Annotated in this window: 14 protein-coding genes and 2 riboswitches; of the genes, 8 read left to right on the top strand and 6 right to left on the bottom strand. The window is 48.4% G+C overall.

The annotated features are described in order from the left end of the window. The first annotated feature begins 243 nt into the window (after nucleotides 1–243). The 6 genes from ASG85_RS09145 to ASG85_RS09170 all read left to right on the top strand — a co-directional run bounded on the left by ASG85_RS09145 (nucleotide 244) and on the right by ASG85_RS09170 (nucleotide 7352). Nucleotides 244–1524: an amidohydrolase family protein gene (locus ASG85_RS09145; RefSeq protein WP_060646005.1), complete on the top strand. Its 1281-nt coding sequence runs from the start codon at nucleotides 244–246 to the stop codon at nucleotides 1522–1524. Then, on the top strand, nucleotides 1515–3107 hold the full coding sequence (locus ASG85_RS09150) for a PucR family transcriptional regulator (protein ID WP_060646006.1): 1593 nt from the start codon (nucleotides 1515–1517) through the stop codon (nucleotides 3105–3107). Before ASG85_RS09145 ends, ASG85_RS09150 begins: the two co-directional genes overlap by 10 nt. 34 nt (nucleotides 3108–3141) lie before the next feature. After that, nucleotides 3142–4323 (top strand): amidohydrolase family protein, encoded by a 1182-nt coding sequence (locus tag ASG85_RS09155; protein WP_162257245.1) that lies wholly within the window; start codon nucleotides 3142–3144, stop codon nucleotides 4321–4323. A gap of 28 nt (nucleotides 4324–4351) precedes the next feature. Continuing rightward, on the top strand, nucleotides 4352–5461 hold the full coding sequence (locus tag ASG85_RS09160; protein ID WP_060646008.1) for an ABC transporter substrate-binding protein: 1110 nt from the start codon (nucleotides 4352–4354) through the stop codon (nucleotides 5459–5461). Between the two features lie 281 nt (nucleotides 5462–5742). Continuing rightward, nucleotides 5743–6024 (top strand): ArsR/SmtB family transcription factor, encoded by a 282-nt coding sequence (locus tag ASG85_RS09165; RefSeq protein WP_060646009.1) that lies wholly within the window; start codon nucleotides 5743–5745, stop codon nucleotides 6022–6024. A gap of 131 nt (nucleotides 6025–6155) precedes the next feature. Next, nucleotides 6156–7352: an MFS transporter gene (locus tag ASG85_RS09170; RefSeq protein ID WP_057304028.1), complete on the top strand. Its 1197-nt coding sequence runs from the start codon at nucleotides 6156–6158 to the stop codon at nucleotides 7350–7352. Between the two features lie 63 nt (nucleotides 7353–7415). On the opposite strand, the gene ASG85_RS09175 is transcribed toward ASG85_RS09170, so the two are convergent. After that, the gene (locus ASG85_RS09175; protein ID WP_060646010.1) at nucleotides 7416–8345 is read right to left on the bottom strand and encodes a nucleoside hydrolase; all 930 of its coding nucleotides are present in this window, start codon (nucleotides 8343–8345) and stop codon (nucleotides 7416–7418) included. 58 nt (nucleotides 8346–8403) lie between these two features. On the opposite strand from ASG85_RS09175, the gene ASG85_RS09180 reads away from it, so the two are divergent. Then, nucleotides 8404–8952 carry a hypothetical protein gene (locus ASG85_RS09180; protein WP_060646011.1) on the top strand — a complete coding sequence of 183 codons (549 nt, stop codon included), beginning with the start codon at nucleotides 8404–8406 and terminating at the stop codon, nucleotides 8950–8952. Nucleotides 8953–9135: 183 nt separating this feature from the next. On the opposite strand, the gene atzF is transcribed toward ASG85_RS09180, so the two are convergent. The 4 genes from atzF to ASG85_RS09200 all read right to left on the bottom strand — a co-directional run bounded on the left by atzF (nucleotide 9136) and on the right by ASG85_RS09200 (nucleotide 16208). Next, complete coding sequence (atzF, locus tag ASG85_RS09185) at nucleotides 9136–10959, bottom strand: allophanate hydrolase (protein ID WP_060646024.1); 1824 nt, start codon at nucleotides 10957–10959, stop codon at nucleotides 9136–9138. A gap of 195 nt (nucleotides 10960–11154) precedes the next feature. Further along, a complete protein-coding gene (uca, locus tag ASG85_RS09190) occupies nucleotides 11155–14775 on the bottom strand; it encodes an urea carboxylase (protein ID WP_060646012.1) in 3621 nt (1206 codons plus the stop codon). Nucleotides 14776–14831: 56 nt separating this feature from the next. Then, entirely contained in the window at nucleotides 14832–15485 is a 654-nt protein-coding gene (locus ASG85_RS09195) for an urea amidolyase associated protein UAAP2 (protein ID WP_057304024.1), read from the bottom strand. Beyond that, nucleotides 15486–16208: an urea amidolyase associated protein UAAP1 gene (locus tag ASG85_RS09200; RefSeq protein ID WP_060646013.1), complete on the bottom strand. Its 723-nt coding sequence runs from the start codon at nucleotides 16206–16208 to the stop codon at nucleotides 15486–15488. Nucleotides 16209–16278: 70 nt separating this feature from the next. After that, nucleotides 16279–16377: riboswitch (guanidine-I (ykkC/yxkD leader) on the bottom strand. A gap of 191 nt (nucleotides 16378–16568) precedes the next feature. Then, a riboswitch (guanidine-I (ykkC/yxkD leader) is annotated at nucleotides 16569–16671 on the top strand. A 92-nt stretch (nucleotides 16672–16763) separates the two neighbouring features. Between ASG85_RS09200 and ASG85_RS09205 the strand changes: the two genes are divergently transcribed. Further along, on the top strand, nucleotides 16764–18113 hold the full coding sequence (locus tag ASG85_RS09205) for an APC family permease (protein WP_414858697.1): 1350 nt from the start codon (nucleotides 16764–16766) through the stop codon (nucleotides 18111–18113). Nucleotides 18114–18210: 97 nt separating this feature from the next. Here the strand turns inward: ASG85_RS09205 and ASG85_RS39050 are convergent, their stop codons facing one another. Next, entirely contained in the window at nucleotides 18211–18366 is a 156-nt protein-coding gene (locus tag ASG85_RS39050) for a hypothetical protein (protein ID WP_235550095.1), read from the bottom strand. Nucleotides 18367–18782: the final 416 nt, after the last annotated feature.

Below are 18782 nucleotides of genomic sequence, written 5' to 3' on the forward strand. Positions count from 1 at the left end.
GGAAAGATGACGGTTTGAAGAACAGAATTCCCGTAAGATCTATTTTAAAAACGAGAAAAGAGGAAGGTTATGTGAGTTATTCCTACATTTAAATTTACATAATCACAATTTTAGGACTTAATTTATTAAAATACACAATTATACTGACATTAAATTGACTCATTTTATATAACAGACCTATAATCCACTTAACAAATCAATTTAAACGTTAGATTAATTAACACAGTCACGAGGTGAAGCGGCATGGAGCCAGATTTGATCATCCAAGGTTTCTCTAATCCTCATTTCAGCACATTCATGGATGTCGGTATTCAAGCGGGAAGGATTGTTTTCCTGAGTGAGCATCAGCCTGACTCCTACAGCGGAGGAAACATCATAGAAGTCCACGGACGCGTACTACTCCCTGGATTCATAGAACCGCACATCCATCTGGATAAAGCTTTTTTGTTAAATCAAATGAAAGATGAAGCCCTCACGATACAGCAAGCCATGGCATCGACCTTGGAGCTAAAACGCACGTTCACGAAAGAAGGTATCAAGACACGTTCTGTACAAGTTATTCAACAAGCGATAGCTCACGGCGTAACACACATGCGTTGTCATGTAGAGATTGACCCTATCGTTAACCTCATCGGCCTCGAAGTCATGTTGGAGCTGAAAGAGCGTTATCAAGACGCCCTAACCTTACAGATCGTCGCTTTTCCTCAAGAAGGTATCATTAAACAGCCAGGTACAGAAGAACTGTTGAGAACAGCCTTACAGCATGGAGCCGATGTGGTCGGCGGCATTACGTACCAAGATCCGGATCTCGAAAAGCATCTGAGTATTGTTTTCAACTTAGCCCATACCTTCAATAAGCCCCTGGATTTGCACGTGGATTTCTCCGATGACCCGCAGATGCTGGCGATTCTCACGATCATTCGAATGACGCACGAGTACGGTATGCAGGGGCGCGTCAGCGTTGGACATCTCACATCTCTAGGATCCCTCCCTTACGAGCAAGCCAAAGAAATTTGCAAGTCAATTGCAGATGCCGGCATTCACGTCATGTGTTTGCCAGCAACGGATCTCTATTTAAACGGCCGAGGTGACGACCATCGCCCCCGCCGCGGATTAACTCCCGTCTCCTTACTATTAGAGCAAGGCGTTAATGTAATCTTTGGAAGCAATAATATTCAAAATCCTTTCACCCCCTTCGGCACCGCGGACCCCCTGGATACAGGACTACTTCTCGCCCAAACCGCCTACATGGGTTCCAAACAGGACGTGATCACGATCGCCCAGATGGCAACAACTTGCGCCGCACAAGCCCTTTTGATCGATGATTATGGCTTAAAAGTTGGCGCATACGCAGATCTTGTCTTATGTGATGCATTTGACCTACGAAGTGTTGTCTACGAACGCGCCCCGAGGCGGTACGTTTGGAAGAAAGGCAAGCTGGTCGCTTCCACTGTGAAGCAAACAACCTTCTACCATGAGAATGCGGCTCTTGATGAAAGAAAGGCGGGGTCCCGATGCATCTGACCGTCGAAGAAGCGCTAACGATTTACCCGTTATCTCACGCGAAGCTGGTCGCTGGACAGAAGGGCGTGTCCCGGATTTTAAGATCCGTCAACGTTATGGATGCTCCCGATGCCGGCGATTGGGTCAAGTCTGGTGAGATGCTGTTTACCACCGCCTTCGTCATGAAAGACCATCTGGAAGTTGCTTTAACGCTATTACGCATGTTAGACGAGCGTGGCGGTGCTGGCCTCGGCATCAAGGTAGGCCGCTACTGGTCTCAGATTCCACAGGAATTATTCGATGAAGCGAATCGATTAGATATCCCCATTCTTGAGCTGCCGTACGAATTCACCTTTTCCGACCAGATGGATGCCCTCTTCAACGCGGAACACACCAAAACGACCAAAAAACTGCAAAACGTCCTAGAAAAACAAAAGCAGCTCATGCAGTTTGCACTGCGACATAAAGAATCATCGGATATTTTTCATATGATCTCGGGTATTTTGGGGCAGCCCATTGCTGTGTTCGGGCACAGCGGAAATATCCTATTTCACAACACCTCATGGGCGGAAGAAATCCTGCTGCATCAGTGGCCATGGCACAAAAGCGCGCAATGGGAAGGCTTCGGAGATACGCGGTGCTTTCGCATTCCTTTGATGGACCCTCAAGGCTGCACCGGTTTTTTCAAGGTGTATCTGAATTCTCCGCTCACACTCAAAGAAGAGGAAGCCTTATTTCACCAAGCGGCCGAAATATTAACGTTTCATCTTGGTTTGGATATCCAAAAAGGCAAAGATCCCTCACGGCAGCATGCGCTTAGTCAGGTGTTTACGGACTTTTTCGGGAGAGAGCTTTCCTTTCATGATTTTATGAAAAGCTGCAAGAGCTATCACCTCAGTGTGCTTTCCAGCACTTATCAATGTGTGTTCACAACGGTTTCACCCGAGCATCCAACTGCCAAAAGGCTGTTGAATGAAGTACGTCAGGAGCTCATTTATCACCCCATGTTGCAGCATTATGAGTCTGAGCACCTCTATATCGCCGATGGGCTGCTTTCGATTTTCGCCTTACCAGAGGAGCAGTTGTTCCATAAGAAAGAATTTATTGCCGCCCTTACAACCTGCCTATCTAGTTTGACAACAAGAACTTCCGCTTCAGGCTTGAATTGCTGGGTTAGTCGAGCTAAAGTTCATCCGGAGCTGGTGTACGACGCCTATAAGGAATGTCTGGAAACTAGCCGCGTGGCCCACAGGCTGCGTATGAACCAAACCGTTTTGCATCATGAATCTATCGAGCTCTTCTCTTTGTTCCAGCACCTTTCTGAGGAAGCGATGCGCAGCTACTACAATTACGTACTAGAGCCCATCTACGGTAATAACAAGCATATTGATCAGGAGCTGGCATTAACCCTCGAGGTGTATCTCGAATATGACGGTTCCATCAATGAAACAAGCCGACTTTTATTCATTCATCGCAATACAGTCTCTTATCGACTTGAGAAAATCGCTGACATCCTGCAGATGGACTTCAAAAAAATGAGTGACGTACTGCGCTTAAAGTTGGCCTTTCTTTTCCGAAACTATTTGCAAACTAGTAAGCACTAGCAGAGTTGGAGCTAGGATGAAAGGAGCAGCATACATGGGGCAGTGGTTAAGTAACGTTCATGTTAACGGAGGCCTGCACGATATCTATTTGGACCAAGGCATAATTACCCAAATCGTTCCCGGGGCGAGTGATTGGGAGAAGATTACCTGGGACGCGCAAGGGATGCTGATGCTGCCTACTTTTAAAGATTATCATGTGCATTTGGACAAAGCTTTTCCGGATCAAGAGTGGGTATCACGACGCAAGGTCGATTCATTATTCAAGCAGTTTCAAATGGAAAAGGATCTGCTAGCCCCTATGAAAAGCGGGCAGAAGGAGCGTGCGCGAACGATTTTACAGCAAATGCTGGCCTTCGGAACTACACGGCTTCGCGTCCACGTCGACATCGATCCCGAGATTGGCCTAACGCATTTAGAGATGGTTCGGGGGCTGCAGGAGGAGTTCAAAAGCAGGATGGATATAGAAATCGTTGCTTTCCCTCAGCAAGGATTAATCCGTTCACAGTCGGTTAGCCTCATCAAGCAAGCTCTCGAAGAAGGGGCATCTATCGTCGGGGGCGTTGACCCCGCAGGCGTTGACCGGGATATCGAAGCCTGCTTGAACGCCATATTCGAGCTATGTGTTGCTTATGACGCGGAAGCCGATATTCACTTGCACGACCCCGGGCATCTGGGTCTGTTCACCTTAGAGCGCATTATGGACTACACCGAGCAAAGCAGTAAAAGCGGCAAAGTCGCGGTCAGTCACGCATATTGCCTAGGCCAAGTATCAGAAGCTGAATCCTTGGCGATTGCTGAGCGGCTAGGCGCGTTGGACATTGCTATTATCACCAGCGTCCCTATCGATTCAGCCATGCCCCGCGTAGCGCAATTAACCTCGCAAGGGGTGAGAGTCTACGTTGGCTCCGACCATACCGGTTTGGATGCTTGGACACCCTTCGGCTTTACCGACCAGCTTGCGAGAGGCCGGAGAATGGCGGACATGAACCGCTGGAATGACGATGAGCGGCTGCGTTCCGTTTATCCTTACTTAGGTTCCACGGCAGCAGCTTTCCAGATAGGAGACCCTGCAGATTTCATATTGCTTGATGCGATAAATGCTGAGCATGCGATAGCTGCCGCCCCTCCACGCGAGATCGTCAGCGTTCGAGGCGTGCCAGTTGCTGGGAGACAGCTGGAGAGGGCTTGGAAGATACGAAGTGATTCTCAAGAGTAAATAAATGAGAGAGAATGGGGAGATTTCAATGAAATTACTAAGGACAACAAAGGTTAGTACAGCCGCCATCGCCATGGTCATCCTTCTCACAGCTTGCGGAACGAGCAATAAAGCTTCAACAGCTGGTTCAACTTCAACGGCAACAACAAGTACAACAGCCAGCACAAGTTCAACGACCACAACTACAGCAACATCAACCGGCGGAACTGTGCCAGCAGAGGGCTCCAAGGCCACAACAGCTTCTAAGCAACCAGATAAAGTCACCCAAGCGATGAGCTGGTTCGCACAGCCAGAAATGGGCGGACACTATGCCGCGCAAGTCGCACATTTCTATGAGAAAGCAGGCCTAGATGTCACCCTGCAGCAAGGCGGGCCACAAGTATCAAACATTCAGCTAGTCGCTTCGGGTAAGGTGCAATTCGCCATGGCTAATGCCGACGAAGTCGTACTGGCACGCAAAGAAGGCATACCAGTTAAAGTGATTTATGCCAACTTGCAGACCAATCCACAGAACCTCATCTACCACAAAGACTCCGGTATTAAGAAAATCGAAGACTTGAACGGGCGCAAAGTGTACACAGCTGTAGGTTTCCCATTCTGGCAATACATCAGCTACAAATATAAACTCGATAAAGTCCAAGTTCAAAATTACACTGGCTCCCTCGCCGGCTTTAGCGCAGATAAAGACTCCATCACGCAAGGCTTTGCTACCAATGAACCTTACGTCCTGAAAAAGCAAGGTGTCGACGTCGCTTGGTTCCTCAATGCCGACCTTGGCTACAACCCCTACGGCAACGTCGTCATAGCAACCGATGACTTCATCAAAAAGAATCCAGATTTGATCAAAAGATACTTAAAAGCAACAACCGAGGGCTGGGACTACTATTATATTCATGCTGATGAAGTGAACAATGCACTCAACGGAGTAAACAAAGATTACGACGTGGAACACTTGAAAGATGCGCAAGCTGTTGCGAAAGATTTTATCTTCGGCGGTGATGCCAAAACTCACAGCGTTGGCTATATGTCCGAAGATCGTTGGAAAACACTCGTAAGCCAGATGAAAGAAGCCGGCATGATTAAGGATGACATCCCGGTCAAGGATTTATATACGAATGAGTTTTTGTTGGCTAAGTAGTATTGGAAAATGGCTTCTCAGCCTACCTTTCCCGCGTGCAGGCCCGTTCCATTACTTTAGGCTCGGTTTCCGAGCCTATTTCTGTTCACACAAATTGAAAGCTCGGCTTCAAGCACTTTCACGCATAAGCTGTTTCTCAGCCTATTTTTCTCGTCGCAGTGCATAACGGCACAAGCCCACGCGCTGGTCGCAAGGCAAAACGCGCAGGTATTTACTTTTACAGAGAGGCATGATATTCTTATTTCGATAAATATAGAAACAACAGAAAGGAGCAATCTACGATGGTTGATGTCAGTTTGGAAGCCAAGCAAGCGGTGAAAGTTCATAAAGCGTTAGGCGAACCTACTCGCTACAAAATTTTCGAGATCCTGATCAAAGAAAGTAATTTATGCCCCGCAGAACTTGAAAACCGCTTGGAATCAGTGGCCTTATCCACACTGTCTCATCATTTGAAGCAATTAACAGACTGCGGGCTGCTTGACTCCCAAAAAAAAGGAACTTTCGTATACTTCACCGTGAATTGGGAAAACGCTAAAAAATTCGTACCTTATTTGCTTGATTAATTTTTTCGCTTTATATTTCTACATATTTAGAAATATAAAAATATCTACTCACAACTGCTGCAAATATATTTTTTTGATTCATATTTCAATGAATCTAGAAATATAAAAATATAAACGAAAGAGGTTTCAAAATGTCAAAAACATGGAAAATTTACATCTTAGCACTCCTTAGTTTTTTAGTCGGAACATCAGAGTTCATTATAGCGGGAATTCTGGATAAAATATCGAGCTCGATGGATATTTCATTAGTGGCTGCAGGTCAACTGATTACCGTTTTCTCACTCGTTTATGCGGTCGGCACTCCGATCATCATGGCCTTAACCTCAGGCTGGGACCGGCGTAAGCTGCTCCTCTATGCGCTTGGTTTGTTCGTCATTGCTAATGGATTAGCCTTTGTCATGCCGGGATTCGGACTGTTCGTCAGTGCTCGAGTCTTGATGGCTCTTGGAGCCGGGGTCGTCGTTGTTACCTCATTGAGTATCGCGGCCATGATTGCTCCTCAAGGAAGACAGGCCAGTGCGATCGCAACTGTCATTATGGGCTTCACTGCCTCTTTGATCGTCGGGGTCCCGCTGGGCAGAATGGTTGCCGCTTCATATGATTGGAAAATGGTGTTTGGCGGAATCGGCGCCCTGGGCCTAGTAGCAATAATCGTTATCGCCCTAACTATTCCTTCCTTACAGGGAGAGGCGGCTATACCGCTGCGCAAACAATTGGCTCTGTTGAAAAATCCAAAAATAGCTATGGCCTTGTCAGTTAGTTTCTTTTGGCTGGGCGGTTATTCAATTGCTTATACGTACATTTCACCCTATCTTTTAACGATTACCGGTATGGGTGAGAAAACGCTAAGTACCGCCTTGTTTGCATTCGGTATAGCGAGCCTTATCGGCTCCAAGCTCGGGGGCTACAGCACGGATCGATGGGGAGTTAAGCGAACATTAACATCGGGTATGCTGTTGCATGTCATCACCCTTATTTTGTTAACTTTGGCCGCACACTCATCAAGCGTCGTATTTCCTTTGCTCATCTTGTGGTCCTTCGCCGCTTGGTCGTCCGGGCCTACGCAGCAATATAATTTAGTTACATTAGCCCCTGAATCCTCAGGCATTATGCTCAGTCTTAACAGCTCAGTTATGCAGCTTGCCATGGCAGCCGGCGCCGGCGTTGGCGGCGTCGTAGTTGGACAGATATCTTTGGCGTCCGTCACTTGGATCGGAGCGATCGGTGTCGGGATTGCTATGGTCCTTACAATCCTATCTTTTAGAAGATCAAGCGTAGGAAGCAAGGCTACTGCTGAATCTTCAGTTGAGCCGTTGCAAAGAGCATAAGAAATATCTAAAGGCAGCTTTAGAAAAGGAAAAAGGATAATCAAGCCCTTATGGAGCTATTGATTATCCTTTTTCCTCTGTCATGTTAGTCATAAAATCCCAATAAAACTGTCTATAGTCCAAATCTAGCGCTATCGTAATTGTATTCGGCTGGGCGGTGGCATTGGGTCGAAAATCGGCAACGCTTTGCCCCCTCGTGATCCCTTCTTGGGTAACAACATGAACCGGTCGACTCGTCCACTGGAATATAAGTCGATTAACAAGAGCCATCATGGGAAGTAAGTCATGCGTCGGGGCACCTTGAAGTTGAGGCATAGATGTCTTATAAAAATCGTAATAAACATCAAAAATTGGTTTGAAGAGGGGCACTTTTCCTACCCTGTTGATTGAATCACTCATATTTTGCGTCACAATAGCCTTATGTGTCACATTTAACGGAAACAAGGCAATAGGTCCGCCGCGCCTCATGACAAGATCAGCTGCGACTGGGTCCCCGGCAAAATTTGCTTCAGCCACTGGCGTAACGTTGCCCGGAACAAGAAAGGCACCACCCATGATATAATATCCTTTCACTTTCTTCATCAAGTCCCCATACAGCATAATTGCCATTGCAAGAGAAGTCAGTCGCCCGGTATCGACAATGATGAGCTCGCCACCATATCGTTCGAGGATGGATTTCAAGATTCCAAAATTTTGCCCCTCCGATGCAAATGGAGGAACTATCGAACCGAGCCCATGCGTCCCGTGAACTTTGGTAATATAAGTCGGAGATTCACCTGTCATTGGCCGTTCCGCCCCTTTGATAACCGGCACATCATTCAGTCCCAATAAATGGAGAAGAAAATGTGCATTCTGGACGGCATCCTCGACTGGAACATTCCCGTAGCTGCAAACAATTCCGACAATGTTTATTGTTTTCGTAAAGCTAGCATACATAAGAGCGACAGCGTCATCGACCCCCATATCGGAGAAAAACAATACGTTTTTTATCATTGCATCCCCCTTCGAACTCATAACATCCTTTCTATTTTATGAACGCGGTTTATACAACATGCGATATGTTCCAATTCAAGCACACAAGGAACGTAGAGACGCTATTTACCTGAATTATGTTCTAATTCAAGCACATGAGGAACGTAGTGACGCTATTTACCTGAATTATGTTCTAATTCAAGCACATGAGGAACGTAGTGACGCTATTTACCTGAATTATGCTCTAATTCAATCACATGAGGAACGTAGAGACGTTATTTACTCGAATTATGTTCTAATTCAAGCACATGAGGAACGTAGAGACGCTATTTACCTGAATTATGTTCTAATTCAAGCACATGAGGAACGTAGAGACGCTATTTACCTGAATTATGTTCTAATTCAAGTACACGAGGAACGTAGTGACGCTATTTACCTGAATTATGCTCTAATTCAAGCACATGAGGAACGTAGAGACGCTATTTACCTGAATTATGCTCTAATTCAAGCACATGAGGAACGTAGAGACGCTATTTACCTGAATTATGTTCTAATTCAAGCACATGAGGAACGTAGTGACGCTATTCCGTTGTTTTTAGCTTCAAATAGCTCAAATTCCATCGAATAACGCCCCCACGTTCCGCTAATTCAATTTTTAGCTCATTTCATCCACTTTAACGGATTGTCGTTCCGTTAAGAACAACTCTGCCCCTAAAGGACCTCCCCTAATGGGGAAGTCCTCATGGATACGTGTTGGCATTCACTTCAGAGTCGTGCCAAAACTCAGCAGCAGGCAGGCGCAACCCGCCTGTTACAAAGGCACCACTTTGCGCCATGTGCGCAAAGCCGTTACATCTTCCGCGCCTTCGGCCGCGTAAGCTTCGCAAACGAAGCCCGGGACTTCCGTGCCGTCCCGGAGCTCAACCTTCCCGATCCCCAGCGGAGCTGGGATCGCAGCCGCAAAGCCGCCGAATGCCTCCAGCGGCATCTCCCAAACCTCCAGCAGGATGGCTGCGCCGCCCTGCTGCTGTTTCACCAGCCCCGGCTTCGCCGGCGTGGTTGGCAGCTTTACCAGGCTATACTTCGCTGCGGTCTCATCCTCACGGATGAACCGCGCTCCACAGCCTAGCATTTGCTTCTCCAGCGGATAGCCGCGCATGTGTAAGCCACAGACCGCGACCAGCGTCGTCGGCGCCGCTGCCACGTCAACCTCTTCCGCCGCCGAGCCCGCAACACGCTGCGTACTCGCTTCAGCAGCCGATTCCAGTTCGGCGTCAACAGCACCCGCCACGAACAGCGCGGCTGCGCCGCAGATCAAGCTCTCTTCTTCGGCAAGCGCGAAGAACGTGATGCCAAAAGGCGTCTGCAGTGCCGCATCACCCGCCGGCACAGCAACCCCGCACAAATCAAGCAGATTGCAATGATTTGTGTAGCGTCCCATATCCCGATTCGTGCTAATCGGGTCAGCTAGCACTTGCTCGCGCGTCCATGTCCCCCCGCAGGTAGGCATGACAAGCACGGTATCCTTCAGCAGTTTGCGAGCTTCCAGCTTGAACTGCTGCAGCTTATGCATCGCATGGAACACAGATGCAGCATCGTACTCGGCAGCGGAGCCCGAGCGGAGGATCTTTTCCGTGACGGGGTACGCGATGCCCGGATTCGCTTCGATGAAGCTGCCCAAGGCCGCCCATCGCTCGGCCACCCATGGGCCTTCATACAGAATTGCCGCCGCTTCGGCGAACAACGTAACATCAATATATTCAACCGGGATGTTCAATTCGACACTTAATCCCTTTAATTTTTCAACAGCAGCATCCCATGCATCTCGGTATTCCGAAGCATACGGACCATAAAAGCCTAACTCTCCTTCCGGAAGAAATACTTTGGCCGGAAGCTTAGCCCCTTCCCTTGTTACACTGCGTGACCAAGGGTCATCCGCGTGAAGCCCGCGCACTACGCCGTCTACGGCGAGCGCGTCATCCAAGCTGTGCGCGAAGACGGTTACACAATCTAAACTCGCACAGGCAGGCACTACCCCTTTGGTTGGCCAAGCGCCGAGACTCGGCTTATAGCCAACCAATCGATTGAGAGCAGCAGGCACGCGTCCCGAGCCTGCCGTGTCTGTGCCAAGCGAGAACGCGGCTTGGCCGCGAGCGACCGAGACGGCTGAGCCGGAGCTCGAGCCGCCGCTGATCAGTTCCGGGCGAAGCGCGTTATGCGCGTCACCGTAAGGACTTCTCGCGCCGACAAGCCCCGTCGCGAATTGGTCCAAGTTCGTCTTGCCGACCGGGATCGCTCCTGCGGCAATCAATCTTTCCACGACGCCCGAGTGCTCCGCCGGCGTATATGCATACTCCGCGCAGCCAGCTGTCGTCGGCACCCCAGCCAGATCAATGTTATCCTTGATCGCAAAAGGAATTCCCCACAGCGGCGCATCAGCCATAGAAACCGATTTTAATCTTTCCAAATAAGGCTGAATGACATCCATCGTCGGCGGTGTAATCCAGATATTCATACCCGCATCATCCGAAGAGCGCTGCACTATGGCCGCTATCACTTCTTGCGGAGTCAATTCTTGATTCTCATACTTTTCTCGAAGCCAAGAGATACTTAACCCCTCTGGCACTTCAACCATCTTTATCTTTCCATTACTCTCATTCTTTCTGTTTTTTCCATTCTTTTCATTCATCTCGTTCTTTTCATTCTTCTCATTCTTTTCATTCTTTCCATTCTTTCCATTCTTCCCATTATTTCCATTCTTTCCGTTCATCTCATTCAGATCGATCTTTTCCACCTTGTTCGTCTCAGCCATCTACAGACACCTCTCTCCTTAAGCAGATTGTGCAATACCGAGAATCAACTGTCCTGCATGAACTTGATCTCCAGGCTTCACTTGAATCATAGAAACAAATCCATCACAAGGCGCATGCTGCGGGAACTCCATTTTCATACTTTCCAGAATTGCCAGTTGATCGCCCTTCTTCACTTGTTCACCCTGAGATACAAGAAGTTTCCACACGCTTCCCGGCATAATGCCGCGTACAGCGACAGTCCCTGCCGGCAGCTCATCCTCTGGTCCTTCATTGACAGTCTCCTGTTCGGATACGTACTCAGCCAATCCCTTCGTCCTCCAACTCTCCCGCTCTTCTTTAAAAGCAATTTGTTGCTGCTCACGGAACGTTTCCGTACTCTCTTCGATGGAGCGCAGGAATTGCAAATATTCACCTAAGTCAAATGTCGTTTCCTGAATATCCGCTTCATATCGGCCCCGAGGGAAGTCTTCACGTAATTGCAGCAACTCCTCTGCGCTGACCTCGTAGAATTGAATTTGATCAAAGAATCTCAGCAACCAAGGCTTACCCGCCTGAAAGCTCTCCGTTGATCGCAGACGATTCCACATTTGAATGGTACGTCCTACGAACTGATAGCCGCCTGGACCTTCCATCCCATACACACACATGTAAGCACCGCCGATACCAACGGCATTTTCCGGTGTCCATGTTCGTGCCGGGTTATATTTCGTTGTGACTAGGCGATGACGAGGGTCGACAGGCGTAGCTACAGGAGCCCCCAAATACACGTCACCTAATCCAAGCACCAAATAATTAGCGTCATAAACAATCTTTTTAACCTCATCAATTGTATCTAATCCATTAATGCGCTGAATGAATTCCAGATTGCTCGGACACCAAGGCGCATCTGGACGCACCCCTTGTTGATAACGCTGAATCGCCAGCTGTGTCGCCGGGTCATCCCATGAAAGGGGTAAACGAACAATACGTGATGGTACACGGAACTCTTCCAATGGAGGCAATGCTGCGTCAATCTCAACAACTTTCTTACACGCTTCACTTACCGTTATTTGTGAAGGGTCGATGTGAATTTGCAAGGAACGAATCCCTGGCGTTAAATCAAGCACCGGAATCGAACCGCTCTCCACAATCGCTTGCATCAAAGCCTGTACTTGGAAACGCAGCAACAAATCCAGCTCAAGCTCGCCATACTCAACGAGTAAATTCTGATCGCCGCAGCAGCGGATCGTAATTGGAAATCTGCGATTTGCTGCTTCATGGAAAAGACGCGGATATTCCGGCGTAATCTCTTCATTAGTACCAGGAAGCTGTACAAATACCAGCCGCCCGAAATCTCCCTCACCAATCGCACGCAAATTGCTTTCCTGCAGATCGCGCAAGGCTTCTGCTTCTGGAAGTGTCAGCAAGTGGAATCGAATTGTATCACCCGGATGAAGCTGGCCCAGCTTCCAAAATTCAGCCGAAGCCGTCGTCACCGGACACACAAAACCGCCAAGACTAGGGCCATCAGGTCCAAGAAGAATAGGCATATCCCCAGTCAAATCCAGAGTACCGACAGCATACGCATTATCGTGAATATTGGATGGATGAAGCCCCGCTTCCCCGCCATCTTCACGCGTCCACAGCGGAGCAGGCCCTTTCAAACGAACCCCTGTCCTTGAGGAGTTAAAATGAACTTCCCAGCTCGTTTCCGTCAATTGATCCAAGTACTCCGCATGTAAAAACTCACCTGTACAATGAGGTCCAGGGATCACACCGATCATCCACTCTCGCGTCATCACAGGACGATGCTCCGGAGCAAGCTCTGCCGCCTCTTGAACTGGACTTCCGCCTTCATTCACACCCAGCACATCTCCCGTACGCAGCGCTCGACCGCCATGACCACCGAAGCCGCCCAATGTAAACGTGGAGGAGCTGCCGAGAATTTTCGGCATATCCAAGCCGCCGCCGATAAGAAGATAAGTACGCATACCTTCTTTCGCCTCGCCAAAGCTCAGCACTTGACCGCGAGCCGCAAACACCGGCTTATACGTTACAATAGCCGTTCCATCCAGCTCCGCTTGCATATCTGCGCCAGTAACGCAGAACCACATGTCGCTGCGGAACTTATAAGAACCTCCGCGCAGCGTCATTTCCAATCCGCAGGCATCATCAACGTTGCCAAGCAGCTTATTACCAATACGGAACGATAGCGGATCCATCGGTCCGCAAGGGGGTACACCCACGTCCCAGTGGCGGATGCGGCCCGGGAAGTCCTGAACGGTCGTTTGGATCCCGCCGTCTACAACTTCCAGAGCCCGTTCCACGGGCTCGAACGTATTCAACAATTGCGTGAAGACGTTCCCGTCTATGCAATCTTTCTCTTGAAGAAGAGCCTGCAAATACTGCAGATTCGTTGTAATTCCATACATGCGAGTTCCCGCCAGCGCTTCGATCAATTTACGAATGGCGTCCAAACGGTCTACACCGTGGACAATAATTTTAGCCAGCATCGGATCGTATAGCGTCGTTACTGTCAACCCGTCCCGAACCCATGTCTCATTCCTTGCTTTATCAGAGAATACAGCCCGATCCAACTGCCCTGCACTCGGACGAAACTGCTGGAGGCAGTCCTCCGCGTAAATCCGCGCTTGAATGCTGTGTCCTACCGGCTTACGGATAAGCGATTGAATATCCTTCAGCTCATTCGCTGCTTCAAGCACCATCCACTCGACAAGATCAATACCCAGCACTTCTTCCGTCACACCGTGCTCAACCTGTAATCTGGTGTTGACCTCAAGGAAGTAAAACTCACACGTCTCCGGATCATAAAGATATTCCACGGTACCCGCACTTCGATAGCCTACTTCAGCAGCAAGACGCTTCGCCGAGGCGAACATCGCCTCGCGAACTTCATCCGACAGATTCGGAGCCGGGCTTTCTTCAATAACCTTCTGGTTACGACGCTGAATGGAACAATCCCGCTCACCGAGCGTAACGACTTCACCGAAGTCATTTCCGAAAATTTGCACCTCAACGTGACGTGCTCTTGCGATATATTTTTCAAGAAACATGCCGCCGTTTTTGAAATTCGTCTCTGCCAAATGGCGGACGCCATCATAAGCGGCTCTTAAAGTAGCCTCATCTGCGCAGACACGCATCCCAATGCCGCCGCCACCTGCTGTGCTTTTGAGAATAACAGGGTAACCAATACGCGCAGCTTCAACTAATGCCTCATCCAGCTCTGTAATCAACGGTGTTCCGGGCAGCATCGGTACGCCGGCTCTTTCAGCGATTTCCCGCGCAGAATGCTTGAGTCCGAACATTTCCATTTGCTCAGGCGTAGGGCCGATAAACACAATGCCATTCTCTCGGCAAGCACGAGCGAAGTCGGCATTTTCACTCAGAAAGCCGTAACCGGGATGAATCGCTTGCGCACCGGTTTCCAGCGCTGTTTTCAAGATCAACTCTGTATTCAAATAGCTTTCCTTCGCCGGTCCTTCACCGATTAGAACAGCTTCATCCGCACCATCCACATGTAAACTATCTTGATCTGCCCCCGTATATACAGCAACGGATGCAACCCCGAGCTTGCGTAAAGTACGCTCAATGCGCACAGCGATAGCGCCACGATTAGCAATCAGCACTTTAGTAAACATCGTATCCACACCCTTCGAATTTCGTAGACCATCTATCTCCTCTTAAGCAAAGGAACTTACTTCTCCCAAATAAGAACCTGAATCGGTGTCGGATTATAGGCGTTACAAGGATTATTAAGCTGCGGACAATTGCTGATAAGCACCATAGAGCTGCCTAGCGACTGGACCTCTACATAGCAGCCCGGAGCGGAAACACCATCATCGAACTTCAATCCACCATCCGGCGTGACGGGTACATTCATAAAGAAGTTAATATTGGGCGCCAAATCCCGCTTCGTATACGCTCCACTTTCATGCTGAGCAAGCTGAAGCATAAACGTATCCCGACAATTATGCATCGAAAGCTTGTCGTGCGAGTAGCGCACCGTGTTGCTTTGAGCCGAGCACGAACCCCCGACCGTATCATGACGCCCGCAGGTGTCGGCTACGATTTTGAGCAATGCCTTACCGGATTCTGCTCGGAGGACAGAGCCTGTGCTGAGATAAATATTGCTTTGACCTGCAATCGTCGCGACCGCACTATAATGATCTTCCGGATTCCCCGCATCATAAAACAGCGTGTCTGCCGCCTGATTCCCTTCCAGATCGACAATGCGCAGCACTTGCCCAGGCTTCAAAACACGCATCCAGCCGTCTCCCGCTTGAATAATTTCGCTATAGATGGCATCCTCGGCGAGGCGAGGGCTTTCCACTCGATTAAAAACAGCCATTTAAATTCCTCCTAACAGCGTGTGATATTCCCATGTATTTTCAAAAGCTCGGCGATTTTCCGGGCGATAATTCAAGCAATAATCATCTTCACCCACAGGCGATGCGGAAAGTACCTCCATTTTGACAGGTACAGATGGATAAGTTGTTCTTGGATCAAGCGGGTTAGGCGTGTTCGATAAAACAAGCAAGGAATCTAATTCTGTACGCAGCGTAACCGTCGCTCCTGCAGGGCAATGAGCAGCACTAAAATGCATATCCCCATTGTCATCACAAAACACTTTGGAAAATAAATTCACAACCGGCATCATATCGCGCATGCTAAGGCCATTACGTACCAGCTCTACCGCGAAGTTCTCTTGCCCGCTGCGCAGCCACTCATTCCGCTGTTCTTGGAAATTCGTCGTTCCGTATTTGGCATCCGTAGCTGCACGGCTTGTGTATCCAGTTAGCGGATCATGCCAACCGATACTGTCCTCTACGATGCTCACTAACGCTCGGCCATTGTCACTCATCAGCACGTTTCCACGCGTCAAATGGGCTGTATGCTGGGCTTTCAGCGTATCTGGCATATTGTAGCGCTCCGTAAGATCCTTCGCGTGGAACACTTGTATAGACACATTCGCGCCCGCCTCCAGCGCCGTAAACCGAATCAACTTCCCTCTACCAATCGCTCCTGACCACTTGCCGCCCGGCCCTATTGTCTTACTCCAAATGTTGTCCATGCTACCCATCTCCTTTGCCATGTCGTTAAACAAAAAGGGAGACATCACAAGACTCAAATGTCTTGGTGATATCTCCCAGGTTTTTATCCTTCCGTGGCGCCCTTATACAAGAGCGGTTTACTCTCGGACCAGCCCGGTTATAACCGGCGGAACCCTAGTAAACAATCGTATTCGTTTGTGTTACTAAACATAACATCGTTGATGATATGTGTCAATAACTTCTAGATTAATTCGTTGTTTTATCAAAAATACTTCTCACGAGATTAACTATGTGTTATATTAACTTACACACAAGGCTAATATCTAACACGATCAAGTAAAACGCCAATTTCACTAATAGGTAAGTAATGATTTATCACATACATGGTTTTCTAGGGTTCCGCGAGCGCAAGCAGCTCGGTCTGGACCAAGAGAAAACGCACAGCTAACCCTGTGTTCACGGAGGGATAAAAGCCCGGGAGGATATCTGTTTCATAGATATCTCCTTGGCTTTTTTGCATATACGCCCCGCCCGGGACGATCACCAGAAAACAAGGATAAGGGAGTGTCAACATCATTAAATCAGAAGTCACACTGCGCAAATCTTTAAACCTGTCTCAAGTCGTTTACATGGGGCTGGCATGGATGACGCCTATGATTTATTTCTCTATCTATGGCATTGCTTATGAGAATGCACACGGCATGCTGACGCAAGCTTACCTGCTTGCTTTCATTGCCATCTTCTTCACCGCGTATAGCTATGGTGTCATGTCCAAGTCTTTTCCCACATCAGGCTCCGCTTACACCTATACGAAGAAAAGCATCCATCCCTACTTAGGTTTCCTAGTCGGCTGGGCACTTCTTCTTGACTACTTCTTCTCCCCCATCATTGCCTGCCTTACCTTCGGCATCTATCTTCACGCACAATTCCCGTCCATTCCGGCGTATGTCTGGATCATTGGGCTCAATATCGTCCTCGGCGTCGTAAATATTATTGGCATTAAGTTTTCTGCAAATATCAGCAAGCTGTTCGTCTGGATTCAGATCCTTTTTATCGCGGTTTTCTGTTTTTTCCTTTTCCGAAATATCACCGGAGATGTCCACCCGCTGCAGCCATTCCTGCAGACGGAAGTCCCCTTCTCCACCATTCTTGCCGGAGCTTCGATGATCTGCTTCTCATTTCTGGGCTTTGACACGGTCACGACCATGTCGGAAGAAACCAAAAACTCCGAGAAAACGATCCCTCGGGCCATTATGATCATCATCATTGCAGCCAGTATTCTATACTTGGTGCCGTCTTTCCTGACACAGCTGGTTTATCCACATTTAACCTTCGTCGACATCGATTCGGCTGGTTTCGAGATCGTGAAGCTCGTCGGCGGAGCCGCGCTTAGCTCTGTGTTCATCACCGTGCTTATACTCGCTATTTTCACCCAAGGCTTATCATCGGTAACTAGCGTTTCTCGTCTTCTCTTTGTGATGGGACGCGATTCCATTCTCCCTAAACGGGTGTTCGGTTCCCTTCATCCTAAGTTCAACACACCTGTTACCAACATCGTGATCGTCAGCGTCGTCTCTCTGCTCGCTCTTGTTATATCGCTAGACAATGCTGTGAAATTTGTGAATTTCGGGGCATTGACGGCCTTCTTCTTTGTAAACATCTCCGTTATTGCTCAAAAATACATCAAAGACAAGCAGCGCTCACCAAAGCAAACCTTCTTTTTTCTCATTATGCCGTTGATTGGAGCCGGTTTCATTGGCTATCTACTGTCTCTGCTCGACAAAGATGCCCTATGGATGGGAGGCGTATGGCTCCTCGCGGGCATTGTGTATCATTTGATTCGGAAGCGTTCGGAACGCATGTTATCGGCGTCAAACAGGCCTATCATCACGGGAAGCAGCCGTCCTTCCGGGTCTTTGGAATAAAATAAAAAATGACTGTCAGAAAAGATCATCCTGACGGTCATTTTTAGTTTAACGCGCGTTTGCAATTTTGTATTCATACCCTTGTTTCGATACAATTTTATCCAAACAAATTGCCTTGCTTATTGTAAGGTCCATCGCTATTATCCGCATCACTCGATAAGCCTGCCCCACCAGCACCAATCGCATCAGTTGGTGCGGCAGTATCCGCACATGGCTCAGCAGCTCGCTCAATAACTAGCGAGCCGCCGATCACGAAGGCCAGCTGCTAGCCCTACTTCACACGCACCTCAGCACGGCTCATGCTCTGAGATGCCTTATCGTCTGGAACCTCTATCATTTGCACCTTAGCATATGGCCCAAGGCGCTTCACTTACTCCGCGTTCCCGTCCACCAGATAGCGCTCCTTCAATTTCCTTACAGTTAATACCTGTATATGCATAACCAACAATCCCCCTTCATTTACTCCATTGGATAAAATACAATCAAATCGAGCTCATTCACCTTATTTGCCCGATTTCATAGGAGTCAATCCAACAGAATGCTCTAAAAATCAGCTCTTCTGAGCTATTTGGAATTAAACTAATTAGTAGACACACTGTAATGGAAGACCTGTATACTAAAAATATAAATAAGGTCGAGGTGTGGCATGGGAGAAACGAGAGAAAAACG

This window comes from Paenibacillus sp. Soil724D2 (genome assembly GCF_001427935.1).
GTDB lineage: Bacteria > Bacillota > Bacilli > Paenibacillales > NBRC-103111 > Paenibacillus_E.

Coding starts and splice junctions, on each gene's coding strand:
- ASG85_RS09145 (WP_060646005.1), top strand. CDS start 244: ATGGAGCCAGATTTGATCATCCAAGGTTTCTCTAATCCTCATTTCAGC.
- ASG85_RS09150 (WP_060646006.1), top strand. CDS start 1,515: ATGCATCTGACCGTCGAAGAAGCGCTAACGATTTACCCGTTATCTCAC.
- ASG85_RS09155 (WP_162257245.1), top strand. CDS start 3,142: ATGGGGCAGTGGTTAAGTAACGTTCATGTTAACGGAGGCCTGCACGAT.
- ASG85_RS09160 (WP_060646008.1), top strand. CDS start 4,352: ATGAAATTACTAAGGACAACAAAGGTTAGTACAGCCGCCATCGCCATG.
- ASG85_RS09165 (WP_060646009.1), top strand. CDS start 5,743: ATGGTTGATGTCAGTTTGGAAGCCAAGCAAGCGGTGAAAGTTCATAAA.
- ASG85_RS09170 (WP_057304028.1), top strand. CDS start 6,156: ATGTCAAAAACATGGAAAATTTACATCTTAGCACTCCTTAGTTTTTTA.
- ASG85_RS09175 (WP_060646010.1), bottom strand. CDS start 8,345: ATGATAAAAAACGTATTGTTTTTCTCCGATATGGGGGTCGATGACGCT.
- ASG85_RS09180 (WP_060646011.1), top strand. CDS start 8,404: ATGCGATATGTTCCAATTCAAGCACACAAGGAACGTAGAGACGCTATT.
- atzF (WP_060646024.1), bottom strand. CDS start 10,959: ATGGTTGAAGTGCCAGAGGGGTTAAGTATCTCTTGGCTTCGAGAAAAG.
- uca (WP_060646012.1), bottom strand. CDS start 14,775: ATGTTTACTAAAGTGCTGATTGCTAATCGTGGCGCTATCGCTGTGCGC.
- ASG85_RS09195 (WP_057304024.1), bottom strand. CDS start 15,485: ATGGCTGTTTTTAATCGAGTGGAAAGCCCTCGCCTCGCCGAGGATGCC.
- ASG85_RS09200 (WP_060646013.1), bottom strand. CDS start 16,208: ATGGACAACATTTGGAGTAAGACAATAGGGCCGGGCGGCAAGTGGTCA.